Raw genomic sequence first — 17,594 nt, forward strand, 5'->3', positions numbered from 1 at the left:
TTAGAAACAATAGAAAAAGAACCAAGTGAACTGGGATATGAATTTGGGCGTTGGACAGGAGAGCGTTTGGCAACGTATCTAGCTGTACAAACAGGAATTGAATTAAGTGGCTCGCAAGTGAGGAAGATATTAAAACAAAAAAAGTACGTTTACCTCTGGGCAAAGTACAGCCTAGAGGACAAGCAAAACCCCCTAAAGAGAAGTGAATTTAAGCAGAAGTTAGCTCAATACTTAGATTTAGCAAAAATCAAACCAGCCCAGCTACAGATATGGTTTTGGGACGAGAGTGGATTTAGTTTACGAGTCCTCAGGCGCAAGACTTGGGGGAAAAAAGGAAAGCGCAAGAAAATCACAGGACAAAGACGGCGTGGCAGGGTGAATGTCATGGGAGGTTTACGGTTATCTGACAAAAAAAGATTGTGTTACTTCATCAAAAAAGGAAATGCAGAAACTTTTTATGAGCAGCTAAAACAATTAAATGAATTTGTTTTAAAGGAGTGGCTAGCCCAAGGCAATAGAGCCGAAAACTTTCAAAGCCAGGGACCCAAGATAGTCATTATCTTAGATAATGCCAGTTACCACAAGCGAAAAGATATCATTGCCGATATCGAGAAAGACTTCCCTAACATTATTTTAGAGTTTTTACCCGCTTACAGCCCTGACTTCAATCTAATAGAGCTAGTGTGGCATTCTTGCAAAGAGTATATAGCTCATCGACTATTTCAATCCGTAACCGAACTAGAAGAGGTATTAAACAAGCTTTTGAATGAGGGAGACCTGATTATCAAGTGGGCGCGAAAAATCAAAAATAAGGGAAACGCTGTTAATGCAAGTTAGATGCGCGGCAGCTTACAACTCCAACGGGTGAATCAACCAGAAGCGTCTGAAGGCGTGTGGCACTATCCATGTTTTGTCTGTCCAGTTTGGTTCCAGTCTTCGTCCTACTAGAGGTTGTCCACTCTGCTTGATGTTGCGACATCCACTACCATGTCAAGATATTCCACTTCCAGGCTTTGAGGAAAACATAGTAGTGACGACCGATCAGAACTCAATTGAGACAGAAAAGACTCTCAAGCTTGGCACACTTATAAAAACTATTGCACTGCTAGCGATCGCGATGGTAGCTGGCATATCCTTTAGCTGGCTGCACGTTCCCGTAGGTTGGCTACTCGGCCCAATGCTTGTGGGAATTGCCCATGCAATTATCCAAGGTAGCCGTCAACCCCTACCTCCGGCGTTCAAAATGGTTGGACAAGTCATCATCGGTATCGTCACTGCCACCCGCTTTTCCCCAGAGACACTAAGCGTGGCAACAACCTACGCCATACCACTGCTACTGTGTGTTTTTACCACGGGTAGTCTGAGTATGTTCAACGGCTACCTGTTAAGCCGTTGGGCTGGCATCGATCGCGCTACTGCTTTTTTGGGTTTCATACCTGGTGCCGCTTCTAGCATCGTTGCCATGAGTGAAGAAATGGGGGCAGATGCGCTGACTGTTGCTCTAATTCAGTATATCCGGGTATTGCTAGTCGTCTTACTCCTGCCAGCTACAGCCAGCTTCCTTTTTCCCGTCAACCCAGGCACTCAAGTCGCAGCCACTGTTGTGATAACAAATATCCTGCCATCACTGCCAATAATTTTGAATTTATTGGTGCTGGCTGTGTGCGGCGGGTTGGGGGTTTGGGGGGGACGCCGATTGCGTCTGCCTTCATCCGGGTTTTTGGGGCCATTTCTCGTAGGGCTAGTCACGTTTTGGGTACTGCCGTACCAATTACAGGTGCCTCAGTCCCTTTTTTGTGCAGGACTGCTCCTAGTTGGACTTTCTATTGGGGTACAGTTTGACTGGCAAATCGCCAACAAACTTTTGAAGGCCGTGTTGATTGAGGTCGGTTTAGTAATTGTACTGATGTTGAGTTGTTTGGCAGTTGGCTATGAGTTCCATGTGGTAACACACGTTGATACGATAACGGCTGTCCTAGGGTTCACGCCTGGGGGAATTGAGGCGATGGTTGCAACGGTTATGCAGCTAGGCGGTGACACCGGGTTGGTACTGGCAATGCAATTGACCCGGATGTTGAGTATTCTGTTGATTGCCCCGTGGTTAGTCGCTTTTTTGATTAAAAATGTAAAAAAGTCTGATGAGCAATCAGAAGCGGAATAGAGATTGCAGGAGGTTAACTCCTATTCTCTTAGGTTCATCGGCTTTTTGGAATGTCTATCACTTCCTCTAATTGAGCATGGTTTTGAATGTGTTGCATCTTAAAGGTAGAGTAAAGAACTTCATCGACTTTATCTAACGTGAGGTGTTGTTGGTCAGCTAAGGCTTTAATTTTCTGGGTAATCGTTTGAATTTGGAATTGGTCGAAGTCTAGCCCCAGTTGAGAAGCTCGATTAGCGATCGCATGTTTACCTGTAAGCTTATGATTGATTAAAAACGAGCGCGTTAGACCAAAATCACTGGGATTAATCACTTCGTAAGTGCTTGGATTATTCAGGATTGCTTTGGTATGAATACCAGCCTTGTGGCTGAAAGCAGCCTCTCCAATAATGTAGTGGTTAAAGGGAATCGTAATTCCAACTTTATCCGCAACTAGCTGATGTAATTCTCCGAGCTGGTATAGGCAGTATTGACGATTCAATTGCTCTGGATCGACCGTATAAAGACGTGCAATGAGTCCAGCGAGGGGGGTGATGCCATTACGTTCACCAATTCCCAACACCGTTGTATCGATATGAGTTGCACCCGCTTCAAGGGCGGCGTAGCTATTTGCGATCGCACAGCCAGTGTCGTTATGACCGTGGAATTCGATATCTTTATTCGTACATTGGCGCAGTATCTGCACTATATTAAAAACTTGATTCGGGGTGGCTATGCCTACAGTATCGGCGACGCCAAAACGATTTACTATTCCCAGTTGATCGATAGCCAGATAAACCTGTAGCAAATCTTGAAGTGAACTCCGGAAGGAATCTTCGGTGGAAAAGCGCAACTCGGTTTGAGGGCTTTGGTCGTGGATGAAGGTAATTACTTCAGTTACTAGATCGACAATCTCATTAATGGTCTTACCATGACCAAACTGGCGCAACAGACTAGAGGTGCCGATGAACATATTGATTCCATTTACGCTCGTATCTAGGGCAACTTTGGCATCTTCTAGATGGCAGCGAATGTGGGTCAATACTTTGGATCGCAAGCCCAATCGACTTAAACGCTGACAATCTCGGTAAGATTGGGGTGAGGCGCAAGGAGATGTAACTTCGATATATTCAACACCAAAACTATCAAGTGCCTCTGCAATCTCGACTCTATCATCCGATGAAAAGTTAGATCCACAAAACTGCTCTCCCTCCCGCAGAGTACTCTCAACAATTGCAAACTGGTTTATTGGCATTGATGTAGTCATTTTCTTTGGAGCAATTATTCATATTGAGCTGTGTCTTTAGGAGGAGTTCTATCCTATCAACTTAATTTAATTTATCAATTGATAGAAAACTGTCTGTTTTTGTTCTAATGCAATCCTAAAGTTTTTCAAATTTAACTTGAAACTTATAACTTGTTGTCTCTCTTAAGTTTGATATAATTCTAAAAAATGCTACTTTTATTTTTATGAATTTTTATTGAAAATTTAAGTTAAAAATAAAACCATGAAATAATTATTGTAAAATTTTAATTGATTGAAAAATAGGAAAAGCAGTAAAAAGTAGGGCAGTTGACTAGGGCGTATCTTTGAGTCATAGAACAGGTGATACGATTAAATATTCCTGTACCCATTAGCGCAAAGTCATGAAAGATCGCAATAAACTGTTACAGGGTCGAACCGCCCTGATTACTGGTTCTGGGCAAAATATTGGTAGGGCGATCGCGTTATTATTCGCGTCGTCAGGGGCAAATGTTGTAATCAATGGTCATCAGAATCAGGAAGCCATAGAAAAAGTTGCCCAGGAAGCCCGTGATTTGGGGAGTCAGGCAATAGCTGTCATCGCTGATATCGGTGACCCAAATGCTGTGCAGAAAATGGTCGATATTTCTATCGAAACGTTTGGCGCAGTTGATATTCTGGTGGCTAATGCGGCAATCAGACCAAGACAGGCTTTTCTAGATATCTCGATTGAAGATTGGCAGCGAGTTATAAATACAAACTTAAGCTCTGCCTTCTACCTTGCCCGTGCAACTTTGCCCGGAATGAAAGCCAAACAGTGGGGTCGAATAATTCATATATCCGGTTACGACGGATTTGTCGGCGCTGCTTATCGTGCTCATAACGTGACGTGCAAAGGTGGTATTCACGCTTTTTCAAAAGCCATTGCTATGGAGTTCGGCCCCGATGGAATAACAGCCAACACCGTCAGCCCTGGCACAATTGATACCCATCGTATTGCTGAAGATTATCCGAATTTGGAGGCAAAGTATCAACAGCTCAAGAACATCATACCTGTACGCCGTCTTGGAACTACTGAGGACATTGCCGAGGCATGTCTGTATCTTGCCTCGGATGTGAGCAGCTTTGTTACTGGTCAGGTAATTCACGTAAATGGTGGGTCGCTTGTACTTTCCGCTCACCTGCCATCCGAGGGGAATCTGTAATAAAAAATCCACTTCTCGCGTTTCATCTTACTTGTCAGCGATCGCTTTCCCCCTAGTCACTGGGTTGATGGAACGCTCTCGCCCAGAACGCCTAGTTTCCTCACGACGAAACACAGACAGATTGCCTGTTGCACCTCGTCCTACCGTGATAGGTTGATGGAAGCTCTTACAGAAGAACTTGCTACAGAGCGAGCGCCCTTCAGGCACTGGCAAAGGCGATCGCAAATAATACAGCTCCAATCGGCGAATCAACCAGAAGCTTTTGCCGGTGACATGGAACGAGCAATTGCTACCGCTTGCTCTAGTAACTTTACAGCTTCCTCAGTCTGGTCAGCTTGAGCGTATTCACGAGCGATCGCACTCAGCGCCTTAACCCTCCTATACTTACCAAATTCGTCCGAACTCATCCTATTAACAGATTCAATTGCACGGTCGAACTGCCTTAACTCAGCGTACTCACGAGCAATCGCCAACAGCAGTTTATTGCGATAGAAACGAGTCTCATTCGTCGCTCCATCCATTGTCTGACCAGTTGCTTGAGTTGTCTGCTTTGTCCAATCCATTGTCTGAGTTGCTTGCACCGCCCAGTCTAGTTTTCCTGCGTTAATAGCCCGTTCAATGATGCTGTAAATGACACTAACTTTATTTTGAACTTCCAGACCCTTAATCATCTGAGCCGTTTTAAGCGCTTGGGCATACTGTCCTTTTGATGAATATTGTTCGGCAATGCGAAGAAGTGCCTCGTCTCGATGACCTCTACCAAGGGTATTAGCAAGCTGGAGTGCCTGTTCAAACTGCCCATTTTGGGCATAGAAGGCGACAATAGGTGGCATCAAACTTTGGTAGGCAAAGTTGGAGTCTACTGGAACTTGAGAAAAGTCGGAGGCAGCAAGATTCAGTTTGCCAGTTTGAACCAATTGAGCCACTTCGAGTGCCCGATCGATTTGTCCAATTCTTAAGTACCCAGCAATAATTTCTTCAAGCGCACGACTCGCCTCAAAACCAGCATCCGATCGTAAATTTTTCGCACCTGCTCGTAAATCCGATAGTGCTTTATTCAAAAGCTCGGCTGCTTCTGCATCCTTCTCCACAGATGCATACAGATTGGCAACTGCGGTAAATGTAAGCGATCGCGAAATAGGATTTGCAATCTTTTGTGTACCTACAACGATTTGTTCAAGAGCCTTAAAAGCCAGTGGAGGAACGTCTGCTTGTTCAGCTAGTTCTACTTGCTTGCAAATGTTGAGAATTTGCCTTAGCTGCTCTCGATCTAGAGTTTCTTCAATTGTTCTTGTTGCCAAAAGGGTGTTGGTTTCTTTTTGTGCAAAACACTGAAAAAGCTCTGTTTGTGCTTGAGTTTGTTGAGATTGGTTGCTTGAGGCGCTACTCTTGAAAGTTCGCTCAACTTTTGAAGCTAAACTCTGAAGCTCGGCTGCTCGGTCAGGCTGACCTATCTCGTTATAGTAGTTGACTAGGGAAAGCCAGACTTGAGCAGCTTTGTCAGATTGCCCTGTCCTGTTGTAGTAATCAGCTAACTTTAGCTGTATTTCAGCCGATTGATCGGGTTGTCGTGAGTCAGTAGTGTATGCATCTAGCAGCCCTAGCAGCATACGTTCAAGATACTTGTCTCCAAAACTCGCTGCGATTCTAAGGGCTACGTCATGCCGACCCTCTACAGCATTGCTTCCCGCCGCTACAATTACCCAAGTCTGCGGATCGTTGCGAGCAGATCCAGACGGTTCTGGTTCGCAGTATTTAGTTGTCTCAAGAATTTTTTGAGCTTGAGCAAAAAGTGCAGAACTTTTGGCTTCTTGCCCCACAAAGGCGAAGTTACCCGCAACATTGGTTAAAATTTGGAGCCTGTGGCAGGGGTTTGCCAGGGTTTGATTGAAAGACAAAGCTTCTTCTAGAAGCTGAATGGCTCGGTCAGGCTGCTTAATGGTAGTGTAGTCTCCTGCAAGAGAAGCTAATAAGTCTGCTTCAGCTAGAACCTTCTCCGGCTCAGCAGCTAGAACCTGTTCCTGCTTAGCACCTTGTCCAATGACTGCGCTGGATGGATGAGTGAGAGTCAGCAGCAGCGCAGCCAACAAAAGTTTGATATTCACCCCTGTAAACTCCTGCTAAAACTGTAAATATAAGTTGTGGTTAACTAGCGGAACCTTCAATCAAGTTAGTCACATCCTAACAACCGCCAAACCGTATTTCGTACCGCACAACCGGACAACCAGCAGTCAGGAAGATTGAAAAGAGCGATCGCCACCTTATCTAAAAGGTATGATGAACTCAAGGACGCGTTGACAACACCATTTTGGCAACAGACCCCTCTCAATTACCTCGATAACCCCAAACCTATTCTGTGGAGTTCCCTATGCCCCCCGAAGCCGCCCCAGTTCAACCCGCCGTCCTACTCACCGTTATTGGTGAAACAGTGCTAAAAGATGCTCTTGTCCAATTGTTGAAAAGCTATAGCGTAAGCGGCTACACCGTTAATCAAGTGCAAGGTGAGGGTAGCCACGGCCAACGATTGGGAGATATGGCAGGCTACAATACCAATATTGAAATCAAGGCCATTGTGTCACAAGAAGTATCTGATGCTATCTTTTTGTCTATAAAAGACTATCCGGGGAAACAAGCGTTAATGGCTTTCCGACAGAATGTAGAAGCCTTGATTAATTAACCTGGTTTGTGGAGCTTTTCATTCATTTCTGGGCGCAGGAGCTGAATTGTCCGTTCGCGGAAGCGAAAGCTTTGCATCATTGTCCTAATTGACCTAGTTCTGTTTTCAGTTCGCGCAGCATCCGACTGGTTCCCTGAGCAATCGCTTTTTGCATCGGTTGGGTAATCATTTGGGTGATGGGCAGATTGGGAAAGGTGAATTACCCCTAGTTTCGCTACGCTACACTAGGGGCTTCCCAAGCCCAAGGAGTAACCCCCTTGGTTTCCCTGTCTTTCAACAGGCTCTTTGGGCGTAGATTTCGGCAATTCCTGTGTAATTAAGAAGTCTTTCAGTCCTAAATCGGCACCACTTTTCCCCCATTCGACAAGAGCAGCGCCTCGAATTTTACTGCTCACTCCCTCGCAGCACCTGACAAATTGGGTGGCTTTTTGGCTTCATCTAATAGCGGCTTTAATCCAGAAGCAACGCGGCTTGCCAAAATCCGATGTCCTTCTTGGTTGGGATGAATCTCATCGTAAAGATAGCGGGGGTCGTTCAAGCCCTCTAAAACTCCAGGAATCAGATAAGCTTGGGTATCGTTTGCGACTCGTTGATACATTTTGCCATAATTGCCATTAAAGGGTTTGACATTCATGGCTAACACAACCACAATTGCCCCTTTTTCTTGAAGATGAGTAACAATTTGTCGAAGGTTCTGTTCGGTTTGGGCTAGCGGAACTTTTTGCAAAAAATCATTGCCACCCAACCCAACAATGACTAACCAAGGGTTTGCCTGAATCACGTCTTGCTGTAAACGACTCAAAGCTGTTGCTGTTGTATCGCCGCCTCTGCCTCGGTTCACAATTGGCAGACTCAGAAGTGAGCTGAGAATATTAGGGTAAGCAGCTTGAGTTCCGACTCCTGCACCCGCCGTGATGCTATCTCCCAAGGCGATGATTTGCTCTCCTGTGCCTCGATTCAAGTTGTTGACATCTTCCCGAACAATCATGTCGCGTTGACATCCTGTTAAGAGCAGCAACCAGCCAAAGCTCAGACTCACAAACCAGGCTTTAAACTTCTTTGCCATCTTGATCACTCAGGTCAAATGAGTACAACATCTTACTCTTCCATTCCTCCATGATGAAGTTCATCACATCTTAACTCCACACAACGGAAAGCGGAGATACTGCTATAGCGATAGCATCTGGATTGAACAACTCACTATAAGCAGGTAGATATTAAACATCTCCAACAAATAAAAAGAGCATTAATAGAAGCGAAATTAGATCGAATTAACCAGTAAAACATAGCTAAATTATCAGCTATCTAAAAAGAAATAGAGGAGATTTTAGTAGAATAAAAATTTATAAGCCTGAATTTATTAATCAGTTTTTTTAGCGTTCTTATTAACTGCAATAACGCCTATTTAAAGGATTCAACATAAGTTGTACAGGTTATAAAGACCCCTTGAATTTGTATTGGTAAATGCTAATTCGAGCAAAGCCGCTTATAGCTCCAGAACACATTCTACGACTTGCCCTTTTTCGGGATGATTTACCAAGCGAAGTATACTCAGCGAATTTCGCTGATTTTTCAATCCCATCAGCAACACAGCACTTACGTAGCTGCACCATTTATAGCGGTCAGGGTGGGTTACCTAACACACCCTACAGATAGAAGCTTTGCGTAAGTCCTGTACACCTGCCTTATGCAGGCGACTTCCCCTGAAGAAGCCAAACCGTTGTTTTCGTCAGCCTTTCTGTGGACGCGCCCACGGGAAACGGAAGTTTTGGGGACTGGCGTCCTCTTACCCTAAATTCCTCCTAACAATGCAATTTGTTAAGATTTTGTTAACTTGTAATACAGATGTGAACCCTGCAAAGCCTTGATGTATAAGGGTTTAAGTTCTATTTTGCCTGGGTGATCGGGTTTAAGCATCTTAACAATTTGTAATAGATCTAAGACCCAGAGACGGTGTATAAAAAAACGGTGAGGGAATCGACGACAGGCAAAAGCTAAGTAAAACACTAGTTCAGCAAGTTTTTAGGTTTCTCATAAAAGCCTAAAAGTTTCTCAGATTTCTCAAAAGCTCCGTCTTGTTGCCTGGTATACAGAACATGCGGAATTAGAGACCAAGTTGAACTAAAATTTTAACGGCTGTCTGTAGTTGACATCCCTAGCTGCTCGAACTGCTCCGAACTGGCTTCCTCCAGTTCTTAAGCAAAACCCAAAACTAACCACCCAGTAAGTAGGAGTTATCTTTCATGTTCGACGCTTTCACAAAGGTTGTTGCACAAGCTGATACACGCGGTGAATACCTAAACTCTGGTCAATTGGATGCTTTGATCTCTATGGTCAAAGAAGGCAACAAGCGGATCGATACCGTCAACCGTATCACCGGCAACGCTTCCAGCATTGTTGCTAACGCCGCTCGCTCTCTGTTTGCTGAGCAACCTCAGTTGATTGCTCCTGGTGGAAATGCTTACACCAACCGTCGTATGGCCGCTTGCTTGCGCGATATGGAAATCATCCTGCGCTATGTCACCTACGCAACGTTTGCTGGTGATGCCAGTGTTCTGGATGACCGTTGTTTGAACGGTCTGCGTGAAACCTACTTGGCTCTAGGTGTTCCTGGCGCTTCTGTAGCAGCAGGCGTTCAAAAGATGAAGGATGCCGCAATCGCAATTGCCAATGATCGTACAGGTATCACCCAAGGTGATTGCAGCGCTCTGATGTCTGAAGTGGCTAGCTACTTCGATCGCGCAGCTGCTGCTGTTTCCTAATCTAGTGCTAAGCGCTATTCGCTAACACTTGTCAGTTGGGCAAAAAAAATTTCAACCAGAACTTTGTAAAACACTAGGGAGATACCTCAACGATGAAGACACCTCTGACCGAAGCGGTTTCAGCAGCTGATTCTCAAGGCCGTTTTCTTTCCAGCACAGAACTCCAAGTTGCTTTTGGTCGCTTCCGCCAGGCTACAGCTAGCTTAGAAGCAGCAAAAAGCTTGAGCGGTAACGCTGACCGTTTAGCTCAAGCCGCAGCTCAAGCGGTGTACAACAAGTTCCCCTACACCACGCAAATGCAAGGTAACAACTATGCAGCTGACCAGCGTGGTAAGGACAAGTGTGTTCGTGACATCGGCTACTACCTGCGGATTGTGACCTACTGCTTGGTTGCTGGTGGCACAGGCCCTCTAGATGAGTACCTGGTTGCTGGCTTGGATGAAATCAACAGCACCTTTGAACTATCTCCTAGCTGGTACGTTGAAGCCCTGAAGTACATCAAGGCTAATCACGGTATCACTGGTGATGCGGCTACCGAAGCCAACTCTTACATCGACTATGCAATTAACGCCCTGAGCTAATAGGCGCGTGTAGCCCGGTAAGGTAAGCAGCTCTACCAACAAAGTGAGTCAGAGTTGTTCATCTTACCGGGCAGTTTTATTCTCACCATTCTGATAAAAGACTTGAAAAAAACATTTTCTGTTTGGTCGTCGGAGGGATATTTATCGGCTTAGGGTGATGCAAGCCGATTACCTAAACTCATCTGTGGCGCGACAGAATACCACGGAATTGCTCGTACCCTACGCTCAGTTGTCCAGTAAGTTGCAGCAATTGAATCGCTAGGGGAGGAAATTGATGAGCATCTCACCTGCATAAATGGAAAATGGGAAATGGAAAATAGGGAAGGGGAAAGAATTATTACCTGTGACCTATTCCCTTCTATTAAGCAGGTAGGCGTGAATAAATTCAAAATAAATTTCAGCTCAAAATAATCAGAACAAGAGCTGGAAAGATTCGGGTGTTATGTAAAGTTACACCTATCTGCTTACCTATTAGCAAAGGAGAAGTTTGAATGGCAATTACGACAGCAGCATCTAGACTAGGAACATCAGCTTTTAGCAATGCAACTCCAGTAGAATTGCGCCCCACGGCAAGTAGATCAGACGTTGAAGCCGTCATTAGCGCTGTCTACCGTCAGCTATTGGGCAACGACTATTTAATGAAATCTGAGCGCCTCACCAGTGCTGAATCTCTCCTGCGCGATCGGAAGATTACAGTGCAAGATTTTGTGCGTCAGGTGGCTAAATCGGAACTGTACAAATCTAAGTTTTTCTATAACAGTTTCCAAACGCGGGTCATTGAACTCAATTATAAGCATTTGTTGGGTCGGGCACCCTATGACGAGGCTGAGGTGATTCATCACTTGGACTTGTACGAAACCAAAGGGTACGATGCCGACATTGATTCCTACATTGATTCGCCAGAGTATCAGGGCAACTTCGGTGAAAATATCGTGCCCTACTATCGGGGTTTCGAGACCCAAACCGGGCAAAAAACCGTAGGGTTTAGCCGTATGTTCCAACTTTATCGCGGCTATGCCAACAGCGATCGCGCCCAACTCAAAGGCACTTCTTCTCGCCTTGCCAGTGAGTTAGCTCAGAATGGTGCTTCCACCGTGATAAATCCCTCTAGTAGCAATGGTAGCTTTGCCTACCTTCCTTCCGCGAGAGGCGTCACTCCCAGCAGTGGTTTTGGTGGGGCAGCAACGTTTGGGAAATCCGGCCGACTCTTCCGCGTGGAAGTCGCTGGACTCAATCAGCCCAGATATCCTAACGTGCGCCGGATCAACCAAGCCTTCATCGTTCCTTATGAAGAGCTATCCACCCAAATGCAGAGAGTTCTACGCCAAGGTGGCAAAATCGCCAGCGTGACTCCTATCTAGTTTGAATGAATCATGGGCCGTTCATTATTGGATTTTGGCTAATAATTAATGACCCATGAACCTTGTGAATTCTGAGTTCTGTATTCTGATGAGGATATAAACTATGTTGGGTTCAATTGTCGCTGGAAGAGCGGGTATTTCACCTTCTAGCAGTCGCTGCTTTCGCTATGAAGTCGTTGGCCTGCGTCAAAGCGTAGATACGGATAATACCGATTATCCAATTCGCTCTAGTGCCAGTGTGTTCATCACCGTGCCTTACAACCGGATGAATGAAGAGATGCAACGGATTACGCGGTTGGGTGGCAAAATCGTCAGCATTCATCCATTAACCTCTGAAACCTCTGACGCTGAACCCGCTACCGAATCAGAAAACTAACTAAGCCTCCATGCGAGAGTCGAGTTTTGAGAATTTTGAATCTTTATCACCGGGAAAGTCACCGGAGGGTAGCGAGTCCTTAACTGTAGAGCAGGCGATCGCTAATCTACAAGGCCAAGACCAAGGACTTCGCTATTACGCAGCTTGGTGGCTGGGCAGATTCAGAGTTCGCGAATCGGCAGCGATTGATGCGCTAATCGCCACGTTGGAGGATGAGACGGACCGGACGCCTGACGGCGGCTACCCCCTACGGCGGAATTCAGCGAGGGCACTGGGCAAACTGGGAGACCGAAAAGCCGTGCCCGCACTTATTCGTTGTTTAGACTGCTCAGATTTCTACGTGCGTGATGCCGCGGCTGAGTCATTAGGGATACTGGGCGATCCGGTCTGTATCCCCAAGTTGATGAAACTACTAGAAGGTGGGTTAGAAGCCGCTCAACCGATACCGGGCTGTCCCCATTTGGCGCAACCCTACAATGCAACGATTGAAGCCTTAGGTTCCCTGGGTGCCACCACAGCCATTGACCTGATTCAACCCTTTCTCGATCATCCGATAGAGCTGGTACAATACGCCGCTGCACGAGGGATGTACCAGTTGACAAAAAATCCAATCTATGCTAAGAGATTAATCCAGGCTTTAGAGGGACAAAAGCTACAACTGCGACGAGCCGCGATGAGCGATTTGGGAGCCATTGGTTATTTACCCGCAGCAGAAGCGATCGCTGAAACTTTGGCAGAAAATAGCCTGAAGCTGATTTCTCTCAAAGGACTTTTAGAGTACCAGGTCAAAAACAACTCCACAGAGTCCTCATCCATATCGGAAGCGGCGATTCAGGTAATGACTTTGATGGATAATCTGCTATAGTCCATCAGAAAAAGAGGGGACGTGAGAGACGTAAAGTTGAGGAGGGGAGATGGGGAGAATTCCCTGAATATCTCTCCCCAGGATACAGAACGACCCTACCCCCCACACCCCCTGGCCTGTGTATCGAAGTGACCCATGACGAATGACCGAGGACTAAAACTGATTCAATCCGTTGAGCAGGCGGATTCTTCACACAAATTGGTAGATGCAGTGCAATCCTTAGCGGCTGCCCGTTTAGAGGAAGGGATTCCTACCTTGATTGCGGCTCTCAGCTACAACAACCCTGGTGCAGCCGTAGCCGCTGTGGATGGGTTGGTGCAATTAGGAGAAGTAGCCGTGCCAAAACTGCTTGCCCTGTTGGATGACTACAACTACAGTGGTAGAGCCTGGGCGATTCGAGCCTTAGCTGGAATTGGCGACCCAAGAGCGCTAGAAACATTGCGAGAAGCGGCAGAAACTGACTTTGCAATGAGTGTCCGTCGCTCCGCTGCCAAAGGTTTGGGTAATCTGCGCTGGTCTGCTTTACCCGCTCAAGACGTTTCAGCCGCCCAAGCGAAAGCTCTCAAGACTCTGTGCTTAACATGCCAAGACCCGGAATGGGTGGTTCGCTATGCTGGCGTTGTGGGATTACAAGGGTTGGCAACCTCCGCAGCAGAGACTCAGACGGATATTTGCCAAACCGTAAGTGAGCATTTTGAGCAAATGCTGAAGACAGAATCTGATTTAGCGGTTCGCGCCCGTGCTCACCTGGCGTTGGATCAACTGCACAAGGGTTGACAATCCCACGCCCTCGATTGCCGTGGGATGATTGCTTGATCAACTTGCCGTTAGACGACAGGAAAGAAAGACTTTTCCTAAAATGGGCTTATCTTATCCTGGCAAGTTGCCTAAAAAGTTCTAAATGTGGCAGCATTGGCGTCGATTCAGTGTTTTATTCTTAGCCAGTCTTGTCTTTTGCTCTGCCTGCCACGTTGGGTTAGCAGCACAAGTGGCTCAGTCAGCGACGGCTCAGAGGCCATTGATTACCTCAAACCTCACTCAAGAATCGTCTTCTCGTGTCGTAGAGCAGGGAGTCGAACACTATCAAGCTGGGAAATTTACGGAAGCGATCGCACTCTGGCAACAAGTCCTACCACAAATTACAGGCGCGAAAGAGCGAGCCGCCGTTTACAGTAACCTAGCGCTGGCTTATCGGCAAATCGGACAATCAGGGGAAGCGATCGCCCACTGGCAGCAAGCTATTCAAATTTACCAACATCAAGACGATCAGGCCGCACGTAGCCAGTTAGCCAAGCTTCTGACAGAGCAAGCACAAGCTTACAACGAACTGGGGCAGAATCGACGGGCGATTAAAATTTTACACTCGGCGGTAGAACGTGCCAAACAAATCCCAGACTTGCAAACCCAGGCAGCAACCTTGGGAGCCTTGGGTAATGCCTATTGGGCGGTGGGTAACTACGAACAAGCTCTCTTCTCTCATCAAGCGAGTTTAAAAATTGCCCGTCAGCTTAACACTCCAGACTATATCGCCAGTTCCCTGAATAATGTAGGTAATCTCTACATCAGCCGTTCTCAACGGTATCGCTATCAGGCAAACGTTGCTCGTGTCGAAGGGGATGAACCCGAAAAAGTTCGGCTCATGCAGTTGGCAGAACAAGAGATGGCGGCTGCACAATCAGCCTTTAACGAAAGTTTGCGCGAGACTCAAGCCGTAGGCGGCATCACCTACATCAAGACATTACTGAATCTCAATCGTCTACTAGAGCAATTGCCATCGCCTGACTGGGCGACCATAACGAGAAACCGCGAAAAGTTATTAGCAAGGGTCGAAAGTTTACCCGACTCACGGGATAAAGCCTACATCTTGATCAACCTTGCACAGCGTTTTAGGCATCCAGAGCAAGGGAGAAATGCTTTAGACGCTTCACTTGTGTTGAAAAAAGCCGTTAGTATCGCCAGAAACATAGGAGATCAGCGAGCGGAATCCTTTGCCCTCGGTAGTTTAGGGCAGATTTACAACTCAGCGGCTCAAACCTCAGAGGCGATGGAGTTAACGCAACAAGCACAATGGGTAGCCGTGCAAGCCAATGCACCTGATAGTGCCTATCGCTGGCAGTGGCAAACTGGGCGGTTGTTGAAGGCCGCCGGGAAGACAAAAGAGGCGATCGCCTCTTACGAACAAGCGATCGCAACCCTCCAGAGCATTCGCAACAATCTACTAGCAATTAACACTAATTTACAATTTGACTTCCGCGACTCCGTTGAACCCGTTTATCGCGAGTTGATGCAACTATTACTAGAACCATCTGGGGTCACTAGTCAAGAGCAACAGAAAACCAATTTGAGTAAAGTGATCAATACTCTAGAATTGCTCAAATTAGCAGAACTGCAAAACTACTTTGGCAACGAGTGTATAGAAGTTGCCCAGGCAGATGCCCAGAGTGAAGTGAGTTTAGGTGATGCCAATGCTGCCATTATTTACTCAGTGATTCTCGATGATCATACTGAAATGATTCTGCACTTGCCTGACGGTAAATTAACCAGCTATTGGGTTCCCATCCAGCAGGAACAAATGCAGCGAGAAATTGACCAATTACGTCACTTACTCGAAAAACGTTCAACCAACGAATACTTACTACCGGCTCAAAAAATCTATAACGCCCTGATTCGTCCCTTGGAGGCAGATTTAGCAGCAGCCAAAGTCAAGACGCTGATTTTTATCCAAGATGCAATGTTGCGCCAAGTGCCGATGGCAGCGTTGCATAATCGTCAACAGTTTTTGATTGAGAAATATGCGATCGCCACAACACCTAGTTTGGCACTCACTACTCGCACGAGTGCTCCAGAACACTACTCTGGTGCTTTAATTATGGGCTTAACCGTAGAGCGTCCACCTTTTATCGCCTTAACAAATGTCCGTACTGAAGTAGCCAGTGTGCAAAAACTTCTGGGCGGTACTAAACTTTTGGATCGGGACTTTACCCTAGCAAATCTACAAGAGCAATTGCGAAACAAGAGTTATCCCGTTGTTCACATTGCAACTCATGGCAAATTTGGAGTCGATGCCGCGAGTACCTTTTTATTGACCTTCGACTCACGGATGACGTTGGAGCAAATTGACGAGGTTTTGCGTGAAGCCAAATTATCCCAAAAGCGATCGCAACGAAACCAACAACCCGTAGAACTGCTAACTTTAAGTGCCTGTCAAACAGCAGCCGGTGATAACCGAGCGGCTTTGGGAATTGCGGGTGTAGCTGTGCGTGCAGGGGTTAAGAGTGCTCTTGCCAGCTTGTGGAATATTAATGATGAAGCTACAGTTCCCCTGATCGAAGAGTTTTACACTCAGTTAGAACAACCAAATGTCACTAAAGCTGAGGCACTGCAAACAGCGCAGTTGAAGATGATTAATCATTTGGAATACTCTCACCCAGCAGTTTGGTCGCCGTTTATCCTAATTGGCAATTGGCTTTGAGTGCAACGGTGAAGCTTGCCGATTACGCACCACAGGCAGGAGTGAGCTATTACGGAAAATCCAGCGGTACGATATTATACCAAATCCGCCTCAGTCACTCCCTTTTCAACTTCAGTCTTTTATTCCTTCTGCCGTCTGCCGTCTGGCTGTGCCTTATCTCCAGCCATAAAAGGGGTAGTTAACCCGGATTTGGTATCACATCTGGTGGAACGGGCGATCGCCAACTCCTGACTCTTCCCCAAGGCGATCCCTAGCTCTCGTAACTCCTTTATTAAACCAATGCTCTAAAAGCCCCTGAGAATCTTGATGTTAGGAACAATGTAATTTTTTGTACAATGAATGATGCCAAAATATCTATTCCTACAGCTAAAGAGTAGATAGGTATAGTTAAAAGCATAACTAAGCTGGGCCCAACTGGATTGAGATATTTAGCTAAAAGCTTCTCTACAAATAGTAAAGCTATAAATTGACATAAATACATTTCATAGGAAAATTGAGAAATGAATAGGATAATTTTACTAACTTTGAAATTTAGCTTTTTAAGCAATCTAGAGAAATTAAATACTATTACAAAAATTCCGAACCCTATGAAGGCGTCGCATATAGCAAGACCGATTGGGAATTTTTCATTGAAAATATCGATTCTTAAAAATGTTATCAGGGTTCCAACCACTTCACAAACAGCCGCTAGGCCTATTATTTTAGGGTTCGTTAAATATTTTACTAATTTTTCCTTATCTTCAAAGAAGACTTTCGCTCAGTTAGAACAACCAAATGTCACTAAAGCTGAGGCACTGCAAACAGCGCAGTTGAAGATAATTAATCATTGGGAATACTCTCATCCAGCGATTTGGTCGCCTTTTATCTTGATTGGCAATTGGCTTTGATTTAGGTTTTAAACTTATAAAGTGCAAC

The 17,594-nt window shown here is 45.8% G+C and carries 18 protein-coding genes; 13 read left to right on the forward strand and 5 right to left on the reverse strand.

Annotation, left to right across the window (positions count from 1 at the left end):
- Both NDI48_31075 and NDI48_31080 read left to right on the forward strand, forming a co-directional pair.
- On the forward strand, positions 1-837 hold an 837-nt coding region (locus tag NDI48_31075; protein ID MEP0835613.1), incomplete at its 5' end, for an IS630 family transposase.
- Positions 838-1,030: 193 nt separating this feature from the next.
- Positions 1,031-2,161 (forward strand): AbrB family transcriptional regulator, encoded by a 1,131-nt coding sequence (locus NDI48_31080; GenBank protein MEP0835614.1) that lies wholly within the window; start codon positions 1,031-1,033, stop codon positions 2,159-2,161.
- A gap of 34 nt (positions 2,162-2,195) precedes the next feature.
- Here NDI48_31080 and lysS read toward each other — a convergent pair whose 3' ends face one another.
- Entirely contained in the window at positions 2,196-3,392 is a 1,197-nt protein-coding gene (gene lysS / locus NDI48_31085; protein ID MEP0835615.1) for a homocitrate synthase, read from the reverse strand.
- Positions 3,393-3,784: 392 nt separating this feature from the next.
- Here lysS and NDI48_31090 point away from each other — a divergent pair, with 392 nt between their 5' ends.
- Complete coding sequence (locus NDI48_31090) at positions 3,785-4,585, forward strand: SDR family oxidoreductase (GenBank protein MEP0835616.1); 801 nt, start codon at positions 3,785-3,787, stop codon at positions 4,583-4,585.
- 27 nt (positions 4,586-4,612) lie between these two features.
- On the opposite strand, the gene NDI48_31095 is transcribed toward NDI48_31090, so the two are convergent.
- Complete coding sequence (locus NDI48_31095) at positions 4,613-4,825, reverse strand: hypothetical protein (GenBank protein ID MEP0835617.1); 213 nt, start codon at positions 4,823-4,825, stop codon at positions 4,613-4,615.
- Between the two features lie 8 nt (positions 4,826-4,833).
- Complete coding sequence (locus tag NDI48_31100; protein ID MEP0835618.1) at positions 4,834-6,690, reverse strand: hypothetical protein; 1,857 nt, start codon at positions 6,688-6,690, stop codon at positions 4,834-4,836.
- Between the two features lie 263 nt (positions 6,691-6,953).
- Here NDI48_31100 and NDI48_31105 point away from each other — a divergent pair, with 263 nt between their 5' ends.
- Positions 6,954-7,262, forward strand: coding sequence for a hypothetical protein (locus NDI48_31105; GenBank protein MEP0835619.1), 309 nt, complete (start codon positions 6,954-6,956; stop codon positions 7,260-7,262).
- A gap of 224 nt (positions 7,263-7,486) precedes the next feature.
- Here NDI48_31105 and NDI48_31110 read toward each other — a convergent pair whose 3' ends face one another.
- Both NDI48_31110 and NDI48_31115 read right to left on the reverse strand, forming a co-directional pair.
- On the reverse strand, positions 7,487-7,657 hold the full coding sequence (locus tag NDI48_31110) for a hypothetical protein (protein MEP0835620.1): 171 nt from the start codon (positions 7,655-7,657) through the stop codon (positions 7,487-7,489).
- Positions 7,654-8,328: a GDSL-type esterase/lipase family protein gene (locus NDI48_31115; GenBank protein ID MEP0835621.1), complete on the reverse strand. Its 675-nt coding sequence runs from the start codon at positions 8,326-8,328 to the stop codon at positions 7,654-7,656. The genes NDI48_31110 and NDI48_31115 overlap by 4 nt, the downstream gene beginning before the upstream one ends.
- Positions 8,329-9,505: 1,177 nt before the next feature.
- Here NDI48_31115 and NDI48_31120 point away from each other — a divergent pair.
- The 9 genes from NDI48_31120 to NDI48_31160 all read left to right on the forward strand — a co-directional run bounded on the left by NDI48_31120 (position 9,506) and on the right by NDI48_31160 (position 17,566).
- Positions 9,506-10,024, forward strand: a complete 519-nt coding sequence (locus tag NDI48_31120; protein MEP0835622.1) for a phycocyanin subunit beta — start codon at positions 9,506-9,508, stop codon at positions 10,022-10,024.
- A gap of 92 nt (positions 10,025-10,116) precedes the next feature.
- Complete coding sequence (cpcA, locus tag NDI48_31125; protein ID MEP0835623.1) at positions 10,117-10,605, forward strand: phycocyanin subunit alpha; 489 nt, start codon at positions 10,117-10,119, stop codon at positions 10,603-10,605.
- A gap of 157 nt (positions 10,606-10,762) precedes the next feature.
- Positions 10,763-10,867, forward strand: coding sequence for a hypothetical protein (locus NDI48_31130; protein ID MEP0835624.1), 105 nt, complete (start codon positions 10,763-10,765; stop codon positions 10,865-10,867).
- Positions 10,868-11,096: 229 nt separating this feature from the next.
- Positions 11,097-11,966 carry a phycobilisome linker polypeptide gene (locus NDI48_31135; GenBank protein ID MEP0835625.1) on the forward strand — a complete coding sequence of 290 codons (870 nt, stop codon included), beginning with the start codon at positions 11,097-11,099 and terminating at the stop codon, positions 11,964-11,966.
- Between the two features lie 103 nt (positions 11,967-12,069).
- Positions 12,070-12,342, forward strand: coding sequence for a phycobilisome linker polypeptide (locus NDI48_31140; GenBank protein MEP0835626.1), 273 nt, complete (start codon positions 12,070-12,072; stop codon positions 12,340-12,342).
- Between the two features lie 10 nt (positions 12,343-12,352).
- On the forward strand, positions 12,353-13,207 hold the full coding sequence (locus tag NDI48_31145) for a HEAT repeat domain-containing protein (protein ID MEP0835627.1): 855 nt from the start codon (positions 12,353-12,355) through the stop codon (positions 13,205-13,207).
- Positions 13,208-13,342: 135 nt separating this feature from the next.
- Positions 13,343-13,984: a HEAT repeat domain-containing protein gene (locus NDI48_31150; protein ID MEP0835628.1), complete on the forward strand. Its 642-nt coding sequence runs from the start codon at positions 13,343-13,345 to the stop codon at positions 13,982-13,984.
- 124 nt (positions 13,985-14,108) lie between these two features.
- Positions 14,109-16,679 (forward strand): CHAT domain-containing protein, encoded by a 2,571-nt coding sequence (locus tag NDI48_31155; protein ID MEP0835629.1) that lies wholly within the window; start codon positions 14,109-14,111, stop codon positions 16,677-16,679.
- 524 nt (positions 16,680-17,203) lie between these two features.
- Complete coding sequence (locus NDI48_31160; GenBank protein ID MEP0835630.1) at positions 17,204-17,566, forward strand: hypothetical protein; 363 nt, start codon at positions 17,204-17,206, stop codon at positions 17,564-17,566.
- The last annotated feature ends 28 nt before the right edge of the window (positions 17,567-17,594 follow it).

The sequence above is a fragment of the Microcoleus sp. AS-A8 genome (genome assembly GCA_039962225.1).
GTDB lineage: Bacteria > Cyanobacteriota > Cyanobacteriia > Cyanobacteriales > Coleofasciculaceae > Allocoleopsis.